This window comes from Novosphingobium sp. BL-S-34 (genome assembly GCF_056857015.1).
The window spans coordinates 1133931-1158512 of the sequence record NZ_CM166472.1; the positions used below are offsets into that span (position 1 = coordinate 1133931).

Below are 24582 nucleotides of genomic sequence, written 5' to 3' on the forward strand. Positions count from 1 at the left end.
GGCCAGAAAATTCTGAGAAAACCAAGAAGGCGCGGCGCCCGCTGACGGAACGCGGACAGCGTCCCGCCCCGCCAGCGATAGTCACGGCTATGCCGGCGAGACGCTGCAGGCGTCTCGGTTGAGCGTCAGCGAAATAGTGGGCGGCCGTGCACAGCACGGGGCGGCCGTCATCATGCCGCCATCCAGACCTGATTGAGAATCTGCGCAGCCAGTGCAGATTTGTCCTGCGGCAGGAACCGTCCATAGTGCTTCGCTACCATTTCAGGGGTGTCCTGGATCGCATAGCTTGCCCGCTCGAACGAGCCTGTCTGCTTCAGGATATGCGTGGCAAGCACATCGCGAATGTTGTGCGGCCCCTGGGGAAGCAGTCCCGCAATGGCGCCTCGGCCGGTATAAGGATTGAAGATCCCATATCGCTGGATGACCAGCCGCCAGGCTTCATAGAACGTGTTGCTGTCATAGGCAGCATCTCGCGACGTGACCTTTGCCGGTTTCACGAAGAACGTGCCGGGATCTTCGGCTCCGCCCAGCAGCACCGCGCGATGCCGACCGACGTAATGGTCGATATGGCGATAGAGATCGCCAAGATCAGGCAAGACCAGCCGGAAAGGACGTCCACCGAAGAAGGAAGAGCCGGCGTTCTTGAACGCAACGGCCGGGATGAGCACTTCTCAGCCGCCCTCACGCTCGCTCCACCGGATTTTGCCGCGCTTCAGCAGTTCCAACTGACGCTCGGTTCTCGGCGCCTGATGGCGCGGGCAGACCAGAAGCTGCCGCAGGTTCTTCTGACGCAGCCCCAGGTGCAATCCCAGGCGGATGAGCAGGAACGAAAGCGCCGCCTCTGCCGCCGCGCGCGGATGCCTGTTGGCATCGGGCGCGAGCCGCAGGATTTCGTCGGCGATCTTGCGGTACTCCCCCACCGGACTGTCCGCCTCGAGCACCGGCAGGATTGGCTCGAACGGATCGCGGTGGCCCCGGGCGACACGCTCGATCTCCTTGGCCCGCGCGGAAGCATGAGAATGGAAGCGGTTGCACGCCGCTGGCCTATCGGCACGCAACGCATCGATCTCATCCTCCGTGACGATGCCCTCGATCGGCACAAGCCGTTCGGCAAGCGGCGACATCTGGCGCAGCCAACCAGTTTCCTCGCGAGTGAACGCCATGCCGTTACGAAGCATGTCGACTTCCCACCGCGTGAAGAAGCCGCGCCGCCTCTCACGCCACTGGATGTACCAGTCCCAAAGTCGGGGAATGACGAGCATCGCCAAGGTCAAATGGCGGAGCGGTATGCCGAGCCCGCCGATCGCCCCTTTCGGCGAGGCAACCATCGCACCGAACATCAGTCCAAGGTGCTCCAGCCGCATGGCCGTCGTTTCCTCGTTCCACACACCGCTTCGCTGGAAGCCGATGTCGGTCAACGTAGCCGACTTGAAACGCACCAGTTGCGTGATCTCGGCAGTCAGAGCTGGTGGCGCAACCTTGTTCGACAGCAAGACCTCGTCATCACAATCAACGGCACCCTCATCCCGGGAGAGCGGCACAGACTTCGTCTGTGGCTTGCGACCAGTGAGAGAAGGAAAACAAAGGCCGTAACGATTCTTCATCGCCTCTGCCTGATAACGGCGATACTCCGTGGCCCCGGATATCACGACGGTGCGAACCCAGTTCAGAATTTCGTGTCGCTCCGCGAGCGGGCGGGCGTTGAAGTCATCGGGCAGATGCCAGGCCAGCCGGCGCTGCTCCGGGCGTGGTATGCCGTCCAGGTTCAAACCCACTGGCGCGCGGGCCTGGTGGGGCAGCTTTGCCTTGAAGTAGCCTTTGGGCAGCGCGTAACGCGCCTCAATTCGCGCAAGCACGTTGAAGCTGGCGGCGTTTCGCGGCGTCCTCTTGCCGGAGCACCAGCCCTTCAAGGTGGCTGGATCGAATGTCTCGCCGGGCCGGGTCACCGCTCGGTGAAGCAGTAGATAGGACTCCTGGTATCGCACCAAGTGAAGGCGAAGGGCCTCTGCAAAGCCGGGTGGATCAATCCACTCGTGCGGTTGCGGTATAGGACATTCGCTTGGAATCTTGCGGGCGACGCCGCGCTTCTTGGCGCCGGCGGCGACGGTTGCCGCGCCGCGTGAATTCGATGGCATGAAGTGATTATTCCGAAGTGTTGATATGGCTCCCCGAGGGCTATCCGATCGGGGGCCGCGCTTTCGGCAGATTGACGACCACGAAACAAGGGCGCGGACGTACTCACCCTCCGAATCGTGGTTAGCTTGACGATGGGCTATGGTTGGCGACGCGCAAAAGGCCATGCCGGGCAAAAACTGATCCGCCAAAACCGGACGGTCGAGACGCGTGCCATTCCAACATCAAAACGGCTACTTAACATCACCGATGTTGGAACGACGCTGTAATGTTAGACGAGCCTTCATATATGCATTTGCGAGCGCTTGCGATTGCAACGGACGCTGATGCTCGCAAAAGCTGGTCTTCGGCAATGAAAGACCCGGTCAGAAACTGCCAGGAAGCAGGCTATCTTATCCGCTCAGCACCGTTGAGATCCACACCGCCGCCTGTATGCTGTGGGAATGGGGGCAGCGGGCAGCAATTTCTTGTTCACGAAAGAATATAACGAATGGGTAGCACCTCTCAGCGTGTTGGCTGAGCGCCATTCTTTCGATCACAGGCCTGTTTCGACAGCTTCGAAGTCGCGGTCACGCGCCCCCGGCCCTTGCTTGAGCGAATTGAAGTCGTCCGCCAAGCCCGCACTTTCCGAGGGAATCTAGTCCCGGAAATCAGCAAACACGAGCGCGCCACCGCCATCCTTGCACGCTCAGCGCCATGTGCGCTGCGGCGGCGAGATTAAAGCGCAGGCGGCGGCCTTCAAGTGATCTCGAGATATTTGGAGCAGAATGTGAACGAAGTAGGATTTCGCGCATGGCTTGAGGGAAACTACAGCCCGAATACTGTCGCAACCAAGCTCTCCGAAGCACGTCAGCTAGCCAAAGCCTACGGAGAATTGGACCAGCTCTACGATGAAGACCGGCTGGATTCCGTGATGATGAGCTTGCGCTATTCGGCCACCGACAAGGCGCAGAGCCGTCCCAATCCTTCAAAGGTGCCGCTGTCGAGCGACCTCTATCGTGATCTGAGCAATTTGCGGACTACGGTCAACTATTACAGGCGCTATCGTGGCGACAAAGGGAGACCGAGGCCGGATGTCGATGCCGTAAACAAGGCTATCGATGAGTGTGCGGCCGTGGGGTTGGACGCGTTCCTAGAAACTTACGGATTTGGAACCGACATCGATTATTGGGTCGTTCGCGATGACACCCTCTATCCATCCAAGGCCGTCTTCGGTGTTGCTCATCAGTTCATGCCTAATGGCGCGCCCCTGGATGGCAAGAACTGCAACGGTACGGAAGCTCGGCGCCATCTCGCAAAGCTCGCTTTCGAAATCCGAAAGGGCAAGGCGATGGAGAGCTTTTTGGACATTCAGGGAAACGCAGAAATGGAATGCCGCCAGCAGAATGCCGTCAATCTAATCCTCTACGGCCCTCCAGGTACTGGCAAGACATGGCGAACGGCAAAAGAAGCGGTGATACTCTGCGACGGCACCGCTCCTGCAGATCGCGATGCGCTAATGGCGCGATATCGCGAGTTGCTTGACGCCAGACGGATCGATTTTGTCACCTTCCATCAGAGCTACAGCTATGAGGAGTTCGTCGAGGGGCTGCGTCCTCAGCAAGGCGATTTGGAAACCGAGAGTGGCGCTGTCGTCTCGGCTGGGTTTTCGCTCGTGCCTGAAGAAGGCCTCTTCCGTCGGATCGCCCACCGGGCGGCCGCAAGTCGCGGTGGTGGCGGCCAATTCGCGATAGGCGATCGGCAGGTCTTCAAACTGTCCATCGGAGAGGCCGCTCGGTCCGAGGATGACTATCTCTTCGAGGAAGCTCTTGCCCAGGGCCATGTTCTCCTGGGCTACGACGATGTGGACTGGAGCGACGCGCGCTTTGAGCGTCGCGATGCCTTGATCACGGCCTGTCGCGACTACGATCGCGAGCACCCGGAAAACGATCGGCCCGAGCCCACGGCATTCACCGGGCGCGTCCAATGCCCTCTGATCTTTCGCAACTGGATCAGGCGTGGCGATCTGGTTGTCGTGTCGAAGGGAAACGGGAAATTTCGCGCCATCGGCGAAGTGACGGGCGATTACGAATATGCGCCGCGCGAAAGCGGGGTCTATTCGCACCGACGCAAGGCGAACTGGCTGTGGATCGACAAGGCAGGAGCACCCGTCGAAGATGTCTATGCCAAGAAGTTCTCGATGCGCGCCGTCTACGAGCTCACGCCCGGCGATCTGAATGTTCGGGCACTCGAGAGCTACATCAACAGCCAGGTGACCGGCGCCGGTACTGCAAAATCTGAGCCGTATGTCCTTATCATAGACGAGATCAATCGCGGCAATATCTCGAAGATCTTCGGCGAACTGATCACGCTAATCGAGCCCGACAAGCGCGCGGGCCTGCCCAATGCCATTGAGGTCCGGCTACCTTATTCAAAGGAATCCTTCTCGGTCCCCCAAAATCTTCACATCATTGGAACGATGAACACCGCCGACCGATCGGTCGCGCTGCTCGATACCGCGCTGCGGCGCCGCTTTCAGTTTCGTGAGATTGCACCCGATCCCTCGCAACTCCCTCTCACCACCGACGGTGTCCCATTGCGTCGGGTATTGGAGACAATGAACGACCGGATCGAATATCTGATCGACCGCGAGCATCGTATCGGCCACGCTTTCTTCCTCGGCGACGGCGGAAAGGACAGGGCTGCGATCGATGCAACGATGCGGGATAAGGTGATCCCGCTCCTCCAGGAATATTTTTTCGAGGACTGGAGCCGTGTCGCGGCGGTGCTCGGCGAAGCTCACGACAAAGGTGGCGGCTTCCTTAATTGCCGCAAACTTCGCGATCCGACCGGACAGGGAGGTGAAGAGCGCGAGAGCTGGACCATGCGGAGCGAGTTCGCGCCCAATGCATATGATCTCTTGGTCGGCAAGTCCGGTCCCGAGGTGTCCAGTGGAGTCACGCTTGTCGAGGCTGCGGAGTGACCCACTTCACGATCAATGAATGGGGCCGGATCGCGGTTGGGGATGGCGGCTTTACCCGACACCAGGCCGATTCGCTGCTTTCTGCCGCGCGACGGCATGCGCTCGGTGGGGCCGATGGCACGGACATTCTCTGTGACCACCACCGCTTCCTTCGCGCCCGACAGATGGTCGGGGTGATCGCAGGGGGCGATTGTAGTCTTGAGATCCTGCCCAAGGTCGATCCCGAGGGCGGTGTCGAGGAGGTAGGCGGCGTACGTGCTCGGCTAGTCCACATGCTCGACGTGGCATTGGGCCTAAATCTTTCTTCGGGGGAAGCTGCTGCGATGGCCCATCGCGCAAATTCGCTGCTCGAAGTCTTTATTACGCTGTTTGCCGATCGTCTGCTGGCGGAAGTACGCCATGGCCTCCCTCGGAACTACCGAATGCATGAGGATGACCTGCGCGCTGTGCGCGGACGGTTGGACGTGGTGCGCCAGTTTACTGTGCACGCGGTCCGACCCGACCGGCTCGCCTGTCGCTTCGATGCGCTCGATAGCGATACGCCGCTGATGCAGGTGATGAAAGCATGCGTAATGCTTCTAGCGCGGCATGCTCGGTCCACCGCCACACAGCGCAAGTTGGCGGAGCTGCGTTTCTTGCTAGCGGACGTGCGCGATGTTGCCCTTTGCTTGCTGCCCTGGAGCCAGGTGCGCATCGACCGATCCAGCCGACGATGGCGTACCTTACTTGATCTGGCGCGGCTGTTGCTTGATGGTCGGTGGCAGCAGACCCATGCCGATGCGCGCGCTCCGGATGGAATCACTTTGCTGTTCCCGATGAACGTGTTGTTCGAACGTTATGTGGCAGTGCAGCTGCGCCGCGCGCTTGCTGAAACGGGGCTTGATGTTGTCGCGCAGGGGGGCTTCGCCTATTGCCTGGGACCGTGGAAAGATGGTGAGACAGTGGTTGGCGAAAGTCACCCCACCCGCCCGGATATCTTGGTAAAGCGTGGACGCCGTGTCGTCGGCGTGATCGATACCAAGTGGAAACATGCGGCGAAGGGTGTTGCGCATGCGGATCTGTATCAGATGATGGCCTATTCCCGCCTCTACGCCTGCTCGCGCATGACCCTCCTCTATCCTGCCATTCCTGGCGAGGTTGAGCTCCGCGTTGATACTCGAGGCATCCCGCCCGGCGCAGATCGCCTCGATATCGCCACCGTTCCAATCGAGCACCGGTCTTCGGATTTTCAGGCCCATCTTCGTCGATTAGTGCTCGATGGAGAACGCCAACTTTCGGGCGTTGCTATACCCGCAAACAACCGCCTGGATCGCGGTTGCGGAACATACGCCGACGCCGTTCCCCCTCTGCAATAGCGATGTCATCCCAGATACAATCGACCGTCATGAGGCAGGCATCGGCATACCAGAACGCGGGATGGGAGTGAACTCTCTTCCAAATCCGTAAAGCTAAGCTTTACATATTCGTAAACCCACACTATACAATCACTGTGGAAATCGAGAGCGTCGCTCACAAGAGCCTGCGTAAATTCCTCGAAACGGGGAAGACGAAGGGAATGATCGAGGTCGAACGCATCGGGGATATGATCCAGTACATTCTCGCGGTCAGTGAGTTCAGCGAACTCACCATCCCTCCCAATTTCGGCTTCCATGCCCTCAGCGGCAATCGGGCCGGCGCATTTGCCATGACCGTGACGCGGAACTGGCGCCTGACATTCACGAAGGTCGACGAGCAGACGATCGGCGACCTCGATCTGGAGGACTACCACTGATGGCGATCAATGTTCACCCTTCGATCTTCACGCATCCGGGCCCTTGGCTCCGGCGTAACTTCGTGGAGCCGTATCACCTCACGGTTCAGGCCACGGCCACAGCATTGGGCGTGACGCGCGTGGCAATGAGCAACTTACTCAACGGCAAGGCCGCATTGTCGGCCGAGATGGCAATGCGCTTCGAAAAGGGGTTTGGGGTCTCTGCCGAAACGTTGATGCGCATGCAGACTGCCTACGATCTTGCCCAAGTGCGCGAGCACGCGGACGAGCTCGTCGTCGAGCGTATCTCAAAGGCCGCCTGATCGGCGTCACGGACTTTTTTGGGCTATTGCTGGAAGCACAGAAACCTCCGGCTTTGCGCCATGAGCTGAGCGAAGAGCTATCTGGTGCAGAATGCGTTCCAGTCCTCCATCATCACACGGCGCTTCTCGAGGAGGTTGCCTCGACGATAGGCCGCTTCGGTCTTGCTCTTCACCACGTGGGCAAGCGCCGCCTCAGCCACATCGCTGGGGTGCTGGGTTTCCTCGCTAACCCAATCCCGGAACGACGAGCGAAAACCGTGGGGCGTGTAGGGTTCGCGCATTTCCTTGAGCAGCTTGGAAAGAGTCATGTCGGACAAGGGGGACTTTGGCCGAGACCCGGGGAAGATCAGGGCCGCCTCCCCGAGCCTCAGTTCGAGACACCGCCGTAGAATTCTCAAGGCCCCATCGTTCAGCGGCACCACGTGCTCACGCTGGGCCTTCATGCGCTCCTTGGGAACAGTCCAGAGTTTGGTATCGAAATCGATCTCACTCCATTTCGCCTCCCGCACCTCGCCTGCGCGAGCGGCGGTGAAGATCGCAAACTGCAAGGCGAGCCGACTGAACGTTTCGCGCTCAGGGAGCCGGCGCAGGAACGCCGGGACCTTGTCATAGGGCATCGCGACGAAGTGACCGTCCTTCTTGGGCTGACGCGGAAGCCCCTTGGTGATCGCCCGCATCGGAGCCTCGGTCTCGCGAAATCCCGAGGCATACGCCCAATCGAGAATGGCGCCGACCCGCTGGCGAACACGGCGAGCGGTCTCGGGCTTGGAGAGCCAAATCTCCGAGAGGAGATTGCGAATCATCGGACCTGTGATCTCGCTGACCTGCCGATCACCGATATGTGGGAAAACATAGGCTTCCAATGTGCTGGACCACTGCGCCGCGTGCTTTTCGTTGCGCCAGGTCTTGCCGTTGGCGGCGATCACCTTGGCAGCTGCTTCACGAAAAGTCGGTATGCCCTGAGCCTTGCGGCGTTCGAAAATGGGGTCGAGGCCCATCTCCATCCAGCTTCGGATTTCTCTCGCCATCTCCCTGGCGGTCGCGAGCGAAATTTTCGAAGCGCTGCCGAGACCGAAATCTCGCCGCAGCCCATGCTTCTGTACCCGGCATATCCAGCTCTTTGAACCGCCTGGCTGGACGACAAGGTACAGGCCGTCACCGTCACCCATTCGCCCCGGCCGAATGGCTGCTCTAACGCTCGTTGTGGACAGTTTTCCCATGCCAAAACCTTCCCACATTTCTTCCCACGAAACGAATCGGACGCCGTGCGATGGAGTGGGATGCGAATCAGGGCATAAACTGAGGAAATCGTTGGATTTATGAGACTCAATCGTGATGTGGTGGGATTGTCCCCTGGCGGAGAGAGCGGCCGCTCAACAAAAGGTATCGGCAGCTACACATGAGGGGCATCATTTCAGTCATCTTCTCCACCCGAACCCTCTTCAATTCCTAGGACAACGGGAACGCATGGGGAATTTGATCACATTGTCGCTGGCTTTTCGGTCCTGCCCGACAACCCGCAGAATCACCCGGGGCTCTCCGCCCTCCGGTCCAGTCACTTGGTTGTCGGAAATTTCATTTCGGTCTGCGCCGGAAGAAGTTTCGATACCGTTCTCCGGCCGACCGCAATTATCGACATAGTCGCCCCAGTCCTGAAGCATCCGGCTTCTTTGAGCGAGATGCTGCGCGCTGTTGTAGGCGGCCCGAACGGTGTCATCCTCCGCGTGAGCCAGAGCCAACTCGATCCAGTCCGATCGATAGTTCTGGGATTCGTTCGCCCAGGTCGAGCCCAAGGCCCGGAAACCGTGGATGGTTTGCTTGCTGCGATATCCCATTCGATAGCACCCGTAGAGCATCGTGTTCTCGGACATTGCGATCCCGGCTCGGTCTCCAGGGAAGATGAACCCGCCAGGTGTCGCCTTCGCCAGCTCCTTTCGCCGCCTGAGGATCAGGACGGCCTGAGATGACAGCGGCACCAAATGCTCGCGCCGCTTCTTCATCCGCTCGGCGGGCACTCTCCACACCGGTTGTCTGCCATCCAGATCCTCGATCTCGCTCCAGACCGCAAAGCGAACTTCACCAGTGCGGGCCCAGGTCAGCAGGGTGAACATCATGGCGTCGCGGGTCCGATCACGCCTTCTGCTTCCATCTTCACCGTCGTAGCCGGCGATGGAACGAACGAGGTCAGGCACTTCATGGAGCGGCACCCGCGCCATGTGCTTCACTCGCGGCCGGGGCTTGAGGGCACCTAGGAGGTGGACGGTCGGATTCTCGCGCGCCCAGCCGTTTGCGATCGCGAACCGATAGACCTGGCTCACGCACTGGTTGGCACGCCGGCTTATATCGAGAGCCCCCCTCGCCTCGATCTTCCTGATCATCGCGAGGATCTCTGTCACGGATACCTCAGTAAGGGGACGGTGGCCGATCACAGGGAAGACATCGCTTTCCATCCGGCTCAGTACCCGTTTGGCGTGAGCGGCATTCAAACTGTCCGAACGATTGGCGTGCCACGCACGGGCCGCCTTTTCAAAGGTGCGCTCCGCAACCTCCTGCTCCTCGGCTTGCACTACCCCTGGATCACGGCCCTCGGCAAGACACACCCTTGCCTCGTCGCGCTTGGTCCGCGCCGCAGCGAGTGGAACGTCGGGATATTTCCCGAAGCTCAGGAGCTTCTCCTTGCCGCCGAATCGGTATTTCATCCGCCACAGCTTCGAACCGTTTGGCTGCACGAACAGATGCAATCCGCCGCCGTCCGTCAACTTGTACGCACGGCTTCTTATGGCCGCATATTTCGCTTCGAGTTCCTTGAGAGCCATCTGGGGGTATCGCCTGTTGGGGGTGCCGGCCAAAAATACCCCCAATTCCACCCCCAATTCAAATCGACGTAGGCGGTCCCGCATGGACGCGAGCGGACGCCAGCGCACTAATGTGAACGCTGTAAGTGGCTGATTTTATTTTGAAAAAAGACGTTGCCGGATGTCTGCGGACAAAGCTGGATTACCGCTCAAAAGCGGGATTGGTAGCGGAGGAGGGACTCGAACCCCCGACACGCGGATTATGATTCCGCTGCTCTAACCAGCTGAGCTACTCCGCCAAACCAGGGCCGCCGCGTGGGTGGCCAGATCCGGTGCCTCGCATTGCTGCTGGGCAGGCCGCGTCCTCTAGGGGTAAGGTTTCCATCGGTCAACACCCAAAAATGCTTTTAGCCGCGAAAAGCTATCGAGCGGATCGGGCGCCACAATCCGTCTTCCCAGGCATGGAGGCCGAAGCCGCGGAAACGGAAGGTTACCGGGCGCAAGCGCGGCTCCAGATCGGCCTGGAGCGCGCGGGCGGCGGCTGGTTCCACCTTGTTCTGGATCGTGATGTGAAGCCGCAGGGGTCGACTGTCCTGATCCGTGAGCAGCCCGTACATGCGCTCTGCGATCTGAGCATGCAATTCGGCCATCTCCGGCGATTCGATGGCGATCGCCGTGCCGCCGCCCAGCTTCATCACGCCGGCGATCTGCGCTTGCGGCCTGCTTGCGCGGGCGAGCGTCCCGAGGACCTGCAACAATTCGGCCTCCACGCGTGGCGGAAGGGCATGAAACAGAGTGACGTGGGCGCGAAGGCGGTTCCGTTCGGCAGGATAGTGCGCGCGGCGCAGGCCGTCCGCCCAGTCCAGAACATCGGCAGGCAGTTCCGCCGTGACGAGCAGCGGCGCATTCGGCTTGCGCTCCGGCGGCAGGACCTCACCCTCGCGGTTCATGCAGTCTGCTCCTTCATTGCCGCGCCCTCCCCCGCCGTAACGGTTGTCAGGGCCTTGGCGCCAAGGCAAAATCGCCCATTCACCGTCCTGCGCGAAAGGAAGCGGGCATGAGAAAGTTCCGGGTCATCGCCGTTCTCATACTCTTGTGGAATCTTTTGGGCGATGCCGCCTATCTCATGCAGGCGACCGCCAACCTCGACGAGATTGCGCTGCGCGATCCGGTGCAGGCGCAAGCCTTTCGCGCAATGCCCGGCTGGGTCTGGGCGGCTTACGCCGTTGCCGTGTCGAGCGGCACCATCGGCGCGGTCGTCCTGCTGATGCGGCGCGGCTGGGCCTGGGCCCTGTTTGCGCTGTCGCTTGTCGCCGTGGTGATCCAGTTCGGCTGGACCTTCCTCGGCTTCCACCTGCTCGGTGCGAAGGGACCTTCCTCCGCTGTGTTTCCACTGCTGATCGTGGCAGTCGCCCTCGCTTCGACGGTCTACGCCCGCCGCAAGCGCGCGGACGGGACGCTGAAGTAGCGCCCGCGCCGTCAGATCTCGCCGCGCGCCCGGCGGATCGCGAACCACTTCTTCACGTTTTCATTGTGCTCCGAAAGGGTCGCAGCGAAAACGTGCCCGCCGGTACCGTCCGCCACCATGTAGAGCGCGTCGGTCTTCGCCGGATTGAGCACGGCGGCAATCGATTCGCGGCCGGGATTGGTGATGGGATGCTTGGGCAGACCGGCCATCGTATACGTGTTGTAATCGTTGACGGCGCGGATTTCCGACTGGCGGATGCGGCGGCCTAGCGGCTTGCCCTTGGTGATCGGATAGATGATCGTCGGGTCGGCCTGGAGCGGCATGCCGATGCGCAGGCGGTTGGAGTAGAGCCCCGCCACCATGCCGCGTTCAGACGGCTTGCCGGTTTCCTTCTCAACGATGGAGGCCAGGATCAGCGCCTGTTCCGGCGTTTTGACGACCAGACCGGACGCGCGTTTGGCCCAAAGCTCTGCCAGGGTCTTCGTCATGGCCCCTTGCATGCGCCGCAGCAGGGCCGCGCGCGGTTCGCCATTTTCGTAGGCATAACTGTCGGGCAGGACGGACCCTTCGTTCGGCGTCGAAACGTCGCCGCTGAGGTGCTCCTGCGCGTTCAGGCGCTCGTAGACCATGATCGAGGGCATGCCCTCGGGCACCATCACGAAGCGGCGGACCATGTCGTCGCTGGAGATGATCGCCAGCACGCGCGAAGCACTGGCATGGGCGGGAATGGCGAACTCGCCCGCCTTGATGCCGCTGCCGCTGCCGCCGCCGAAGACGCGGGCACGCAGCGTGAAGCCGCGCGCGCTGCGGATCACGCCCTGCTTTTCCATCCGTTCCGCCACGGCCGAGAGGCTGGCCCCTGCCGGAACGAGGAAATGCTGGTCCTTCTTGAGCGGTCCGGATCCGTACCAGCCTCCCACGAAGGACCACAGGGCGATCGCCGCCACCAGGCCGATGGCCGCGACGAGTATCCAGTTGCGCCGCGACATCATCGCCTTCAGTCCTTCTCGATCAGTCGATCTTGCGCATCACCAGGCTGGCATTGGTGCCGCCGAAGCCGAACGAATTGTTCAGCACGGCGCGCACTTCGCGCTTCTTAGCGACGTGCGGCACCAGGTCGACGCCCTCGCAGCCCTCGTCCGGATTGTCGAGATTGAGCGTGGGCGGCACGATCTGGTCGCGCAGCGCCAGGATGCAGAAGATCGATTCCACCGCACCGGCGCCGCCGAGCAAGTGGCCGATAGCCGACTTGGTCGAGCTCATCGAAACGCCGCCGATGTCATCGCCGAACAGGCGGCGCACGGCGCCGAGTTCGATGGTGTCGGCCATCGTCGAAGTGCCGTGGGCGTTGATGTAGTCGATGTCGGCCGGGGTCATGCCCGCCTTCTTCAGCGCCATCGCCATCGAGCGATAGGCACCGTCGCCAGTGGGCTCCGGCGCGGTGACGTGGAAGGCATCGCCCGAAAGGCCGTAGCCGATCACTTCGCAGTAGATCTTGGCGCCGCGCGCCTTGGCATGCTCGTACTCTTCCAGCACGAGAACGCCCGCGCCCTCGCCCATGACGAAGCCGTCACGATCCTTGTCGTAAGGGCGGCTCGCCTGTTCGGGACGGTCGTTGTAGCTGCTGTTGAGCGCACGGGCCTGTGCGAAACCGGCAATGCCGATCGGGCAGACGGTGGATTCGGCGCCGCCCGCCAGCATGATGTCGGCATCGCCATCCTTGATCATGCGCGCGGCGTCGCCGATCGAGTGGGCGCCGGTGGAGCAAGCGGTGACGACCGCGTGGTTCGGGCCCTTGAGGCCATACTTGATCGAGACCTGGCCCGAGATCAGGTTGATAAGGCGGCCGTGCACGAAGTGCGGCGATACGCGGCCCGGGCCCTTTTCGGCCAGCACCAGCGATTCGCTCTCGATGCCCGGCAGACCGCCGATGCCCGAACCGATCGAGCAACCGGCCATGAGCTTGTCTTCCTCGCTCATGTCGGTGAGGCCGGCGTCTTCCAGCGCCTGGCCCGCGGCGTCGATGCCGTAGACGATGAAAGGATCGACCTGGCGCTGGACCTTGTGGTCGACGCGCTTGTTGGCGTCGAAACCATATTCGTGGTCGGCCGGCTTCACCTCGCAGGCGATCTGGCACTTCTGGTCCGAGGCATCGAAGCGGGTGATCGGCCCTGCCCCGCTCTTGCTCGCAAGGATGTTGGCCCAGGCGGTCTCCACGTCGGCCCCGAGCGGGGTGACAAGACCAAGTCCAGTGACGACAACACGACGCATTCATGCTCTCCGAAAAAGCAATTTGGCCGAAAATGCGGCCGGTGCAAACCAGCCTGCAGAAACGGCAACAGGCCCGCCCCCTTAGAGGTCGAGCCTGTCGAGTTCAATCCGGTTATGAACCGGGATCACAGCCGCCCGCGCGCCGACACCTGGCCGGCCTGCGCGAGAGTAGCCGAAAAGCCGGGCTCAGCCCTTGTTCTCTTCGATGTACTTGATGGCATCCGAGACGGTGCTGATCTTCTCGGCAGCATCGTCGGGGATTTCGACGCCGAATTCTTCTTCGAACGCCATGACCAGCTCGACGATGTCGAGCGAGTCAGCGCCCAGATCGTCGATGAAGCTTGCTTCTTCCGTCACCTTGTCGGCTTCGACGCCCAGGTGTTCGACGACGATCTTCTTAACCCGATCGGCGGTATCGCTCATTGAATAAACCCCTTCAAAAATTCGCGAGGTGTGAAATCTCGCCTGCCGCCCTAATGACTGGGGGCCGCGCTGGCAAGCCTCGCACGCAAGTTAGGATCACGACGTACAAGCGTCATGGCCCGATTTATCCACGACGCGTCCCTGTTTCCAGATTGTTTCCCGAAAACGGGGCTGCATCGTGACGGTTGAGGCGGCGGAGCAAGCCCCGCCGCCATGCAAAAATTCGAACGAACTCAGCTCTTCTGCGGTTCCACGACACGCATGTGCAGTTCGCGCAGCTGCCTGGATTCGGCCGGGCTCGGCGCGCCCATCAGCAGGTCTTCGGCGCGCTGGTTCATCGGGAACAGCGTGATTTCACGCAAGTTTTGCGCCCCGCAGAGCAGCATCACGATGCGGTCCACGCCGGCCGCCATGCCGCCGTGCGGCGGCGCGCCGTACTGGAAGGCGCGGTAGAGGCCGCCGAAGCGATCTTCCACGTCCTGCTTGGTCAGGCCCACCATTTCGAAGGCCTTGACCATCAGTTCGGGCGACTGGTTGCGGATCGAGCCCGAGGCGATTTCGTAGCCGTTGCAGACGAGATCGTACTGGAACGCCTTGATCGTCAGCGGGTCCTGGCCCTCCAGCGCTTCCATGCCGCCTTGCGGCATCGAGAACGGGTTGTGCGCGAAATCGACCTTCTTGTTGTCCTCGTCCCATTCGAAGAACGGGAAGTCGACGATCCAGCACAGCTCGAAGCGGTCCTTGTCGATCAGGTCGAGCTGCTCACCGGTGCGGATGCGGGCAAGACCGGCCAGCTTGGCGGCCTGCTCTTCCTTGCCGGCGGCGAAGAACACGCCGTCGTTCGGGCCGAGACCCAGCGCTGCGATCAGCGCGGCGGTCTTTTCCTCGCCGTGGTTCTTGGCGATCGGGCCGCCGGGGACGCCGTCCTTGATGTTGATGTAGCCAAGGCCCGAATAGCCCTCGCCGCGCGCCCAGACGTTCATCTCGTCGAAGAACTTGCGGCTGCCGGCGCCGGCGCCCGGGGCCGGGATCGCGCGGATCACGCCGCCGTTCGCGACGATGCCGGCGAAGATGCCGAAGCCCGATTCGACGAAATGCTCGGTCACGTCCTTGATGATCAGCGGGTTGCGCAGATCAGGCTTGTCCGACCCGTAGTCCAGCATCGACTGGGCATGCGGAATGCGGCGGAATTCACCCGCGGGCGTCACCGGCTTGCCCTCGGCGAAGTCGGCGAAGACGCTCTGGAGCACCGGCTCCATGGTTTCCCAGACTTCTTCTTGGGTCACGAAGCTCATTTCGAGATCGAGCTGGTAGAACTCGCCCGGCAGACGGTCTGCGCGCGGATCCTCGTCGCGGAAGCAGGGGGCGATCTGGAAGTAGCGGTCGAAACCGGCGACCATCAGCAGCTGCTTGTACTGCTGCGGCGCCTGCGGCAGCGCGTAGAACTTGCCGGGGTGGATGCGGCTCGGCACCAGGAAGTCGCGCGCGCCTTCGGGGCTGGAAGCGGTGAGGATCGGCGTCGAATATTCGGTGAAGCCGATGCCTTCCATCTTGCGGCGCATGTCCGAGATGACCTTGGTGCGCTTGACGATGTTGGCGTGCAGCGTGTCGCGGCGCAGGTCGAGGAAGCGATAGCGCAGGCGGATATCCTCGGGATATTCCTGCTCGCCGGCCACCGGCATCGGCAGCTCCTCGGCGCGGCTGATCACCGTTGCGGAACGGGCGTAGACCTCGATCGCGCCGGTGGCGAGGTTGGCGTTCACCGTGGATTCGGTGCGGGCCTTCACCACGCCCTCGATCGTCACGACCGATTCGACGCGCAGCGAATCGAGCAGTTCCAGCGCCGCGCTGTCGGTATCGGCAACCACCTGGGTCATGCCGTAGTGGTCGCGCAGGTCGACGAAGAGAACGCCGCCGTGATCGCGCTTGCGATGCACCCAGCCCGAGAGGCGAACGGTCTGGCCGACCTCGGCAGCGGTCAGGGCGCCGCAGGTATGGGAGCGATAGGGATGAGTCATGGCGGGCTCGCGCTTCTTCTGATCGGAATTGAGTTGCAAGCCGAGGCCCCTAGTCGAGTGGCGCGGCGATTTCCAGAAGAGATCGGACCGTCATGCGCGTCCAGCGCCAGGTGGCTTGTGGAATCCTCGTGGATTCCCGTTCCTATCTCTCGACCAGGCGCGCGGGCGCTAACCTGAAATAAACCATTGCGGGTCCATACCCATCTGCAAAACGGGTCTTGCCGATGGATCACATGGACAATGCGCAGGCTTCGGGCACCGTCACGATCGACGGTATTCCGGAGAATCAGTTCCGCACCGCGATCGAGGCCATGCTCCGCGAGGGCCGGGCCGACGAAGCCGCGCGCCGCCTCAAGGAAGAACTCGTCTTTCTCTGCGGCGAAGGCCTCCCCCTGCCCGCGCGCTTCCGGTTCATCGCTGCGCAGGACGTTTCCGTCAGCGACTGGCCGCGCCTGATCGAGCGGATCGGCGAACTCGACCGGCCCGGAGACCCGATCACTGCGATCGGCATCGACATCTGCAAGGGGCCGGGCGAAACCGGGCGGCCCTTCTACGAAACCGCTTTCTATACCGACCGCGCCTGGCCGTTCTCTCGCGCCGGCCGACTCGACCTGGCAGCGGCCTGCGGGGCCGACAGCCCGGCGTGGCAGGGCGCTGCGGAAGACAATGGCGACACGCTGAACGTCACCGGCCTGGAGGACCTTCATGCCGTGATCGCCGCGATAGGCAAACTCTGCGAAAGCGGCATGGCCACCATCGAGGAACAGCGTGCCTGCATCGTCGGGGCCTGCCATCTCGCGGTGCTGACTCATCAGGCCATCCGTGACGCGGCCATGGCCGAGGGCCTGCCGCGGCCCATGGCCCTCCTCGTCGGCAGCGACGGCGGCTATCCGGGCTTCGAGGCAGCGGCGCTCGCCGCCGCCGAAGGGCCGCCCCGCAACGCGCCTCCCGCGGCGCCGTCCGAGCCGGCGAAAGACGCCCAGCGCCCCGCCGAACAGGCTCCGGCGATTCCCGGCGACAATTCCGAAGCCTGGCCCGAGGCCTGGCACCTGCCGCCGCCGGGCCTGCACGTCACCGGCACGCAGCTTCGCCGCCGACTGGTGACCCAGGAAAGCATCGCCGAACTCGACGCAGAGACGAGTCCGAGCCTCCTGAACAGGGTTTTCGGAGGCCTGCGGCGCAAGAAATAGGCAATTTCGTCATTTGTCGGAGAATTTGACGGGCTGGAAACATTGATCCCCCGCCCTGTTCGCGTTACCGCCACGGTCGAAATGAAAATCCACCCTCTGATAACGAAGACCGAAGACCTCGCCGCGCTGTGCGAACGCCTTGCGAAATCCGATTTCGTGGCGGTCGACACCGAGTTCATGCGCGAGAACACCTATTGGCCGGAACTCTGCCTCGTGCAGATCGCCAATACCGAGGAAGCGGCCGCGATCGATCCGATGGCAGTTGGGCTCGACATGACGCCCCTGCTCGACCTGCTGACCGACAACGAGGAGGTCCTGAAGGTCTTCCACGCCGGCGGGCAGGACGTGGAAATCATCTACAACGCCACCGGCCGCACGCCCCATCCGATCTTCGATACGCAGATCGCGATGATGGCGATCAGCCAGTCCGAACAGATCGGCTATTCGAACCTGGTCGAATCGTGGATGGGCCTCACCATCGACAAGGGCGCCCGCTTCACCGACTGGTCGCGCCGCCCGCTGACCGAGCGGCAGATCGAATATGCGATCGGCGATGTCACCCACCTCTCCAAGATCTTCCCCAAGATCCTCAAGCGCCTGATGAAGACCGGGCGCGGCGAATGGCTCGACCAGGAAATGGAAAAGCTCGCCGATCCTGAGCACTACCGCAACGATCCCGCCCAGGCGTGGAAGCGGATCAAGGCCGCCGGCCGCAACCCGACGATGCTCGGCCGCCTCAAGGCCATTGCCGAGTGGCGCGAGCACGAAGCGCAGGGCAAGAACATCCCGCGCGGCCGTATCGCCCGTGACGAAACGCTGGCCGACATCGCCAGCCACCCGCCCAAGCAGCAGTCCGACCTCGCCAAAGTGCGCGGCCTTTCGCAGGGCTGGAAAGACAACGACATCGGCAAGCGCCTGATGAACACCATCGCCAAGGCCGAGCCGCTGCCCGATGACGAATTGCCCCCGCGCACACCCAAGGGCGCGCCGCTCGGCAAGGAAGGTGCGCTCGTCGCTGACCTGCTCAAGCTGCTGCTCAAGATCCGCGCCCGCGAGATCGACGTTGCCGCCCGCCTGCTGGCCCGCAGCGAGGATCTCGAACTGCTGGCCGCCGGCGTGCGCAAGAAACTGCCGATTCTCGAAGGCTGGCGCTACGGCGTGTTCGGCCGCGATGCGCTGGACCTCGTAGAAGGCAAGCTCGCGTTCGCCGTCGAGAACGGCAAGCTCAAGATGACCCGCGTCGAGGACGAACCGACGGACGAGGCCTCCGATGAGCCTTCGGACGCCGCCGCAACGGAAGAATAAGGCACGGCAGAAGTCCATCGTCCCGGACCCGATCCGGGACGATGCGCCTTTCCGCCTTCTTCCGGAAGCGCGTTCAACAAAAGCAAACGCTTGGCGAACCTGCCGCGTTCATGCGATAGCCGGCGCGTGACCGTATACCAGCCCACGCTCAAGCAGCTCCAGTACCTCGTCGCCCTGCACGAACACGGGCATTTCGGCCGTGCCGCCGATGCCTGCTTCGTCTCGCAATCGACCCTGTCCGCCGGCCTGCGCGATCTCGAAGCGCTGCTGGGGGTCACTCTGGTGGAGCGCACCAAGCGCGCGGTGCGCTTCACGCCGCTCGGCAATGCCGTGGTGGCCAAGGCGCATCGCATCCTGCGCGAGACCGAAGAACTCTCCGACCTCGTCCAGTCCAGCGGCAAGCCGCTCTCCGGCGAAGTGCGCATGAGCGTGATCCCCACGATCGCGCCGTTCCTGCTGCCCCGCATGCTCCCGCGCCTGCGCCGCGAGCGCCCGAACCTCAAGCTGTTCCTGCGCGAGGAGCCCAGTCAGGCCGCCATCGAATCGCTGCACCACGGCCGCGCCGACTGCGTGCTCCTGGCGCTGCCCTATGCCACCGGCGAGGTTGAGAAGGAGACCATCGAACTCGACGCCTTCTTCGTCGCCTTCCCCAACGACGATCCGCGCAATCCGCCGGCCGAAGTCGGCCCCGAGGTGATCGATGAGCACCGTCTGCTGCTGCTGGAAGACGGCCACTGCCTCAAGGACCATGCGCTTGCGGCCTGCAACCGCCCGGAACTGCGCGCTTCGGCAACGATGATCGGCACCTCGCTCCATACGCTGGTGCAGATGGTCGACAACGGCCTCGGGCTGACGATGCTGCCGGAAATGGCGATCGATGCCGGCATTCTGAACGGCACCAACGTCGTGGCCCGCCCGCTGCTCTCCCCCAACGCCAACCGGGAGATCGCGCTGGTCTGGCGCAAGAACTCGCCCCGGGCCGAGGAATTCCGTTTGCTCGCGGATGAGTTGCGCGCCGGATAAGCCGCGCCCCCGCTCCCGGGCGCGCGATCCGGGAAATCAGGCCTTGCGCCGCAAAGTCTGAAGGCCCAGCCCCAGCGCCGCGATCCCGGTGCCGAGCACGACAACGCCGGTCCAGCCCCAATTGTGCCACGCCACGGTCGCCGCGCCGGAACTGGCCGAGCCGGCGAAGAACATCGAGGCCATGTAGACGGTGTTGATCCGCGAGCGCGCCTCGGGGCGCAGGGCATAGATGATGCTCTGGTTGGAGATCTGGCTCGCCTGGATCGCGAAGTCGAGCAGCAGCACGCCGACCACCAGGCCGATGATCGAGGTCCAGAAACCGAACACGAGCCAGGACACCAGCGTGAGGGCGCTGGCTGCGACGATCACCGGATGAGGGCCGCGTCGGTCGGCGATCCGTCCCGCGACGGGCGCGGCCAGGACGCCGGCCGCCCCGAGCACGCCGAACAGCCCCGCCACTTCCGAACCGAGGCCGAAACGCGGCTCCTGCAAGTGCAGCGCCAGGATCGTCCAGAACACGCTGAACACTCCGAACTGGGTGCACTGGGTGAATGTCGCCAGGCGCAGCGCGGGAAATTCGCGCCAGAGATCGCGCAGCGAGGCGATCAGCCCCAGGTAGCCGAGCCCGCCCGATTGCGGACGGCTGCGTGGAAGCTGCCAGGCCATCAGCCCGGCGGTCAGCAGCGCCAGAGGCACCGCCAGCCAGAACATCGCGCGCCAGCCGAAAGCCGCGCCGACGAAGCCGGCCAGGGTCCGGCTCAGCAGAATGCCGCAGAGCAACCCGGCCATGACCGAGCCGACCACGGCACCACGCTTGTCTTCAGGCGCGAGATTGGCGGCGAGCGGAACGATCTGCTGCGCCACCGAGGCAAGCAGGCCGACGACCAGCGAGGCCGCCAGCACCGTGCCGCCCGTGGGCGCGAGCGCGACCAGCGCCAGCGCGATCGAGAGCGCCAGGCACTGCAGCACGATGAGCCGCTTTCGCTCCAGCAGGTCGCCCAGAGGCACCAGCAGCAGCAATCCACCCGCGTAACCGAGCTGAGTCGCGGTGGGGACGTACGTGATCGCAGCGCCGGAAAAATCGCGCTCCATCAACCCGAGCATGGGCTGGCCATAATAGATATTGGCCACGGTCAGCCCGGCGGAAACGGCCAGGGCAAAGACCATGGAGGGGCCGAACGCGCGCTCGCGGCCAGATCCGCCGCCCGGTGCTCCGCCCTGTTCCTCACCGGACTGCAGCTTGCGAAATGAGGCGGGGTTGGAACGAGGCGACGCGGAGATGGGATTATCCTTCATGAAGAGTCCCCCCGAACCGGAGCGCCCTGCCGGGTCAGCGCGCTTGTGCCAAACGCAACGAGTTCAAGCCCGATAGCCAATTTTGCAATAGAGCGCCGCCGAAAACGAGGCCGGCGCGGGCCTTCAGTCCATGTGCTTCAGGCCGACGCGCAGATAGTCCCAGCCGGTGATGAGCGTCAACGCGGCCGCGGCCCAGAGCGTGGTGAGCCCGACGGTATGCGGGATATTGACCTCCACCGCACCCAGGTCGACGTTCCACCATGGCATCGCCGCGCCCAGGATCAGGGCGCCGAGCGAAACCAGCTGGAACGTGGTCTTCCACTTGGCAAGGCGGCTTACGGGCACGGAAACCTGCAGCCCGCCCAGGAACTCTCGCAGGCCGGATACGGCAATCTCACGCACCAGGATGATGAGACCGGCGATCACATGCATGTCGCCGACGTAGGGCCCGGTGAGAATCCCCTGCGCCGTCAGCACCAGGATCACCGTGGCGACCATGATCTTGTCCGCGATCGGATCGAGGAACACGCCCAGTTTCGACACCGTGCCGCTCGACCGGGCGAGATAACCGTCGAAATAGTCGGTTATGCCCATCAGGCAGTAGATGCCGAAGGCAAGGCCATAGCCGAATTCCCATCGGGGCCACCACAGCAGGAAGCCCAGCAGGGGGAGCGTGACGATCCGCGAGAGCGTGAGGATATTCGGCAAGGTCAGCATGTTCTCTAGCCCATAGCGTCGATTCTCGCGTTTGAGAATTGGCTTGTGATCGGGTGCCGCGTCATTTCCGCCCGACCACCTCGGCCTTGCCTCGATCGGCGTGGCGGTGTTTGTTGCCGGTGCATTTCCACAGGGCCCGCAGGCGGCCGCACCCCGGCAAAAAAGGCCGGGTCGGCGCCTACAGGGGTTGTGCCCTCGCCCTACCGCATTAAGTGTCGCCGCAACGATGAAGCGAGGCCGCCGAATTTTTCCGACATGACCACGACCTCCCAACTCATCCGGGCAAGACGATTCCTGCCCCTCTTCGTCACCCAGTTGCTTGGCGCGTTCAACGACAACCTGTTCAAGAACGCGATGGTGCTTTTCGTCGTCTACGGCGTCTACAATTCGGAAACCGCCGAGGCCCGGTTCAGCGCGCTCGCTTCCGGCATCTTCGTGATCCCCTTCTTCCTGCTCTCCGCCCTCGCCGGTCAGATGGCCGACATGCGGGACAAGTCGCGAATCATCCGCATCGTCAAGTTCTGCGAGATCATCATCATGGTGGTCGGCGGGACCGGGCTTGCGCTCGCCTGGCAGGGTATAGCGCTGCACACGGTGGCCATCCCGCTGATGCTGCTGGCGCTGTTCGCCATGGGCATCCATTCGACGTTCTTCGGCCCGATCAAGTACGCGATCCTCCCCCAGCACTTGCGCGATGACGAAGTGCTCTCAGGCACCGGGCTGGTGGAGGCCGGGACCTATATCGCCGTGCTGGCCGGCACGATCGTGGCGGGCTGGATCAGCGTGGATACCGCTGCCATCACCGTGGTGATCATCGCCGGCCTGGGCTATTTCGCGGGCCGCCAGGTGCCGCCCGCACCGCCGCAGGGCAAGCCGGAGCCGATCGACTACCACGTCATCCGCTCCTCCATCCACCTTGTGCGCACGACGATGAAGGACCGCCGGGTCTACCTGGCGATCTGCTCCATCAGCTTCTTCTGGGCGATCGGCACCGTGCTGTTCATCCAGTTCCCGCCCCTCGCCAAGAACATGCTTCATGCCAGCAAGGAAGTGGCCAGCCTGTTCCTGGTGATCTTCTCGGTGGGCGTCGCCATCGGTTCGGTAGCGATCAATGCCCTGCTCAAGGGTACCGTTTCCGCGCGCTGGTCGCCGCTATCGGTGATCGGCATGGGCCTGTTCCTGCTGGCATTTCAGGAAGTCTGCGCGATCTGGCCGCCGCACGAAGGGCCGGAAGTGCTGATGAACGTCGGCACGTTCGTGGTCCAGCCGCTGGCCGTGCCGCTGCTGCTCACCCTGCTCGGCATCGCCGTGAGCGGGGGCATGTTCGTGGTGCCGCTCTACGCCTTCCTGACGACTTTCGTCGACAAGTCGCAGACCGCCCGCACCATCGCGGCCAACAATATCGTGAATTCGGGCGCCATGGTTGTCGGTGCCATCGCCACCGGGCTGATGTCGCTGCTGGGCCTGCCCGTGGTCACCCAGCTTATGGTCGTGGCGCTGTGCTGCGTCGCTTCGGCCTGGCTGGGGTACCTGCTGTACCGGGCCGAACGCGCCGCCAGGCGTCCCTGATCTCCAGCCCGATCGGGGCCAGGCCCTTCAGGCGATGAAGGCGACCACCACGGCCAGGCTCACGCAATAGGCCGAAAGGAAACTGCGCCAGTCTCCGCCGGTCATTTCCCAGGCGATCCGGGCCTCGGCATTTTCCGCGGCCTCCACGGCAGGGGGCCGCATGCCCCGGAAGACATGACGAGGCAGAGAGCGCCGGAAGGGATGGCCGGCCCGCTCATGGGTGAGGACGAGTGCGCGTCTTGACATGCTCCACATGGGACGCACCTTAGGACATTGTTTACCTTTGACCACTCGCCCGAAAGAGACATCCCGATCCGGGACGGTACGGCTGCCAGGCAGGCCATGAACGACCTTTAACAGGCGAAGATTCCTCGGTTTTCTGCCATCGCAGCGATCAAGGCCCAAACGAAAAAGGGCCGCCCTTGGGCGACCCTTTTCGAACGCTTTGGCATGGAGCCGCGGCGCGTGGTCAGATCCGGTCGCCGAGGGCGCCCTTGACCTTGCCAACGCCCTGCTGAAGCTCGCCCTTGGTTTCCTGGGCCTTGCCTTCAGCCTGCTGGGCCGGGTCGTTGCGAGCCTTGCCCGCGGCCTGCTTGGCGTTGCCGGCAATCTCGTTGCCCAGACCCTTGATGGTGTCCTTCAGTTCGCCCATGATCGGTACTCCTTTTCGGTTTCGGCAGAAATCCGCCGTCTACACGAACAAGAAACCGGACCAGGGCGCTGGAAGTTGCAGGCCGCTGCGCCGAAGCGTTCCGCAGCGGCGACGAATCTTTTCGCCTGCCTTATCCGCCGGCCAGGGTCAGGATGTACTTCCAGTCTTCCGGCGTCACTTCCGCCACCGAAAGGCGCGACAGCCGGATCATTTCCATGTCGGCCAGCCTGGGATCGGCCTTGATCTGCTTGAGCGTGACCGGACGCGCCACCTTGCGCACCGGCTTCACTTTCACCGCCGCCCATTTGCCCTCGGGATCGGACGGATCGGTGAGGCCGGACTGGCTGATCGTGACGATGCCCACGATCTCCTTGCCGATGTTCGAATGATAGAAGAAAGCCTCGTCCCCCACTTCCATGGCGCGCAAGTTGCCCGCGGCGCGGTGGTTGCGCACGCCGTCCCAGGTGCCCTCACCTTCCGCGACCAGATCGTCCCAGCCGTAGGCATCCGGTTCGGACTTCATCAGCCAGTAGCGCTTTGCCATGAATCGCCTTTCGATTTTCGATTTGGGACGGAAGCTTCTATGGGGGCGGCATAGCGATTCAATCGACGGAAACAACTTCGGTGATTCGGCCTTCCGCTGGAGGCGCCGGTCACCGCCCGCTTACCACGGGCCGCCGATCCTGT

The 24582-nt window shown here is 62.9% G+C and carries 23 protein-coding genes and 1 tRNA gene; 9 read left to right on the forward strand and 15 right to left on the reverse strand.

What is annotated here, in order from left to right; genetic code table 11:
- Positions 1-170: 170 nt before the first annotated feature.
- Positions 171-668, reverse strand: coding sequence for a hypothetical protein (locus tag AC1VV3_RS05215; protein WP_482962017.1), 498 nt, complete (start codon positions 666-668; stop codon positions 171-173).
- A gap of 3 nt (positions 669-671) precedes the next feature.
- Positions 672-2135, reverse strand: coding sequence for a hypothetical protein (locus tag AC1VV3_RS05220; protein WP_482962018.1), 1464 nt, complete (start codon positions 2133-2135; stop codon positions 672-674).
- A gap of 767 nt (positions 2136-2902) precedes the next feature.
- On the opposite strand from AC1VV3_RS05220, the gene AC1VV3_RS05225 reads away from it, so the two are divergent.
- The 4 genes from AC1VV3_RS05225 to AC1VV3_RS05240 all read left to right on the forward strand — a co-directional run bounded on the left by AC1VV3_RS05225 (position 2903) and on the right by AC1VV3_RS05240 (position 7168).
- Positions 2903-5095 carry an AAA family ATPase gene (locus AC1VV3_RS05225; RefSeq protein WP_482962019.1) on the forward strand — a complete coding sequence of 731 codons (2193 nt, stop codon included), beginning with the start codon at positions 2903-2905 and terminating at the stop codon, positions 5093-5095.
- Entirely contained in the window at positions 5092-6450 is a 1359-nt protein-coding gene (locus AC1VV3_RS05230; protein WP_482962020.1) for an McrC family protein, read from the forward strand. Before AC1VV3_RS05225 ends, AC1VV3_RS05230 begins: the two co-directional genes overlap by 4 nt.
- Positions 6451-6584: 134 nt before the next feature.
- On the forward strand, positions 6585-6866 hold the full coding sequence (locus AC1VV3_RS05235) for a type II toxin-antitoxin system RelE/ParE family toxin (RefSeq protein ID WP_482962021.1): 282 nt from the start codon (positions 6585-6587) through the stop codon (positions 6864-6866).
- Positions 6866-7168: a HigA family addiction module antitoxin gene (locus tag AC1VV3_RS05240; RefSeq protein WP_482962022.1), complete on the forward strand. Its 303-nt coding sequence runs from the start codon at positions 6866-6868 to the stop codon at positions 7166-7168. The genes AC1VV3_RS05235 and AC1VV3_RS05240 overlap by 1 nt, the downstream gene beginning before the upstream one ends.
- Before the next feature lie 77 nt (positions 7169-7245).
- On the opposite strand, the gene AC1VV3_RS05245 is transcribed toward AC1VV3_RS05240, so the two are convergent.
- The 4 genes from AC1VV3_RS05245 to AC1VV3_RS05260 all read right to left on the reverse strand — a co-directional run bounded on the left by AC1VV3_RS05245 (position 7246) and on the right by AC1VV3_RS05260 (position 10913).
- Positions 7246-8337: a tyrosine-type recombinase/integrase gene (locus tag AC1VV3_RS05245; RefSeq protein ID WP_482962023.1), complete on the reverse strand. Its 1092-nt coding sequence runs from the start codon at positions 8335-8337 to the stop codon at positions 7246-7248.
- Between the two features lie 273 nt (positions 8338-8610).
- Positions 8611-9984 carry a tyrosine-type recombinase/integrase gene (locus AC1VV3_RS05250; protein ID WP_482962024.1) on the reverse strand — a complete coding sequence of 458 codons (1374 nt, stop codon included), beginning with the start codon at positions 9982-9984 and terminating at the stop codon, positions 8611-8613.
- Positions 9985-10185: 201 nt separating this feature from the next.
- A tRNA-Met gene (locus AC1VV3_RS05255) sits at positions 10186-10262 on the reverse strand.
- A 108-nt stretch (positions 10263-10370) separates the two neighbouring features.
- The gene (locus AC1VV3_RS05260; protein ID WP_431566746.1) at positions 10371-10913 is read right to left on the reverse strand and encodes a 2'-5' RNA ligase family protein; all 543 of its coding nucleotides are present in this window, start codon (positions 10911-10913) and stop codon (positions 10371-10373) included.
- A 107-nt stretch (positions 10914-11020) separates the two neighbouring features.
- Between AC1VV3_RS05260 and AC1VV3_RS05265 the strand changes: the two genes are divergently transcribed.
- Positions 11021-11431, forward strand: a complete 411-nt coding sequence (locus AC1VV3_RS05265; protein WP_431566745.1) for a sugar transporter — start codon at positions 11021-11023, stop codon at positions 11429-11431.
- Positions 11432-11442: 11 nt separating this feature from the next.
- On the opposite strand, the gene mltG is transcribed toward AC1VV3_RS05265, so the two are convergent.
- The 4 genes from mltG to aspS form a co-directional block, all read right to left on the reverse strand.
- The gene (gene mltG / locus AC1VV3_RS05270) at positions 11443-12423 is read right to left on the reverse strand and encodes an endolytic transglycosylase MltG (RefSeq protein WP_482962025.1); all 981 of its coding nucleotides are present in this window, start codon (positions 12421-12423) and stop codon (positions 11443-11445) included.
- A gap of 19 nt (positions 12424-12442) precedes the next feature.
- Positions 12443-13702, reverse strand: a complete 1260-nt coding sequence (fabF, locus tag AC1VV3_RS05275; RefSeq protein ID WP_132263552.1) for a beta-ketoacyl-ACP synthase II — start codon at positions 13700-13702, stop codon at positions 12443-12445.
- 186 nt (positions 13703-13888) lie between these two features.
- Complete coding sequence (locus AC1VV3_RS05280; RefSeq protein ID WP_007013838.1) at positions 13889-14125, reverse strand: acyl carrier protein; 237 nt, start codon at positions 14123-14125, stop codon at positions 13889-13891.
- Between the two features lie 233 nt (positions 14126-14358).
- A complete protein-coding gene (gene aspS / locus AC1VV3_RS05285) occupies positions 14359-16143 on the reverse strand; it encodes an aspartate--tRNA ligase (protein WP_314465092.1) in 1785 nt (594 codons plus the stop codon).
- 233 nt (positions 16144-16376) lie between these two features.
- Between aspS and AC1VV3_RS05290 the strand changes: the two genes are divergently transcribed.
- The 3 genes from AC1VV3_RS05290 (at position 16377) to AC1VV3_RS05300 (ending at position 19661) form a co-directional block, all read left to right on the forward strand.
- Positions 16377-17333, forward strand: a complete 957-nt coding sequence (locus AC1VV3_RS05290; protein ID WP_431566744.1) for a hypothetical protein — start codon at positions 16377-16379, stop codon at positions 17331-17333.
- 81 nt (positions 17334-17414) lie between these two features.
- A complete protein-coding gene (gene rnd / locus AC1VV3_RS05295; protein ID WP_134095414.1) occupies positions 17415-18638 on the forward strand; it encodes a ribonuclease D in 1224 nt (407 codons plus the stop codon).
- Between the two features lie 126 nt (positions 18639-18764).
- On the forward strand, positions 18765-19661 hold the full coding sequence (locus AC1VV3_RS05300; protein WP_132263558.1) for a hydrogen peroxide-inducible genes activator: 897 nt from the start codon (positions 18765-18767) through the stop codon (positions 19659-19661).
- A 36-nt stretch (positions 19662-19697) separates the two neighbouring features.
- Here the strand turns inward: AC1VV3_RS05300 and AC1VV3_RS05305 are convergent, their stop codons facing one another.
- Both AC1VV3_RS05305 and pgsA read right to left on the reverse strand, forming a co-directional pair.
- Positions 19698-20828, reverse strand: a complete 1131-nt coding sequence (locus AC1VV3_RS05305) for an MFS transporter (RefSeq protein WP_431566759.1) — start codon at positions 20826-20828, stop codon at positions 19698-19700.
- Between the two features lie 252 nt (positions 20829-21080).
- On the reverse strand, positions 21081-21674 hold the full coding sequence (gene pgsA / locus AC1VV3_RS05310; protein ID WP_132263560.1) for a CDP-diacylglycerol--glycerol-3-phosphate 3-phosphatidyltransferase: 594 nt from the start codon (positions 21672-21674) through the stop codon (positions 21081-21083).
- 255 nt (positions 21675-21929) lie between these two features.
- Between pgsA and AC1VV3_RS05315 the strand changes: the two genes are divergently transcribed.
- A complete protein-coding gene (locus AC1VV3_RS05315) occupies positions 21930-23243 on the forward strand; it encodes an MFS transporter (protein ID WP_132263562.1) in 1314 nt (437 codons plus the stop codon).
- 27 nt (positions 23244-23270) lie between these two features.
- Here the strand turns inward: AC1VV3_RS05315 and AC1VV3_RS05320 are convergent, their stop codons facing one another.
- The 3 genes from AC1VV3_RS05320 to AC1VV3_RS05330 form a co-directional block, all read right to left on the reverse strand.
- Complete coding sequence (locus AC1VV3_RS05320) at positions 23271-23489, reverse strand: hypothetical protein (RefSeq protein WP_465128125.1); 219 nt, start codon at positions 23487-23489, stop codon at positions 23271-23273.
- 223 nt (positions 23490-23712) lie between these two features.
- Positions 23713-23895 (reverse strand): CsbD family protein, encoded by a 183-nt coding sequence (locus tag AC1VV3_RS05325; protein WP_132263566.1) that lies wholly within the window; start codon positions 23893-23895, stop codon positions 23713-23715.
- A gap of 130 nt (positions 23896-24025) precedes the next feature.
- Positions 24026-24439 (reverse strand): EVE domain-containing protein, encoded by a 414-nt coding sequence (locus tag AC1VV3_RS05330; RefSeq protein WP_132263568.1) that lies wholly within the window; start codon positions 24437-24439, stop codon positions 24026-24028.
- Between the last annotated feature and the right edge of the window lie 143 nt (positions 24440-24582).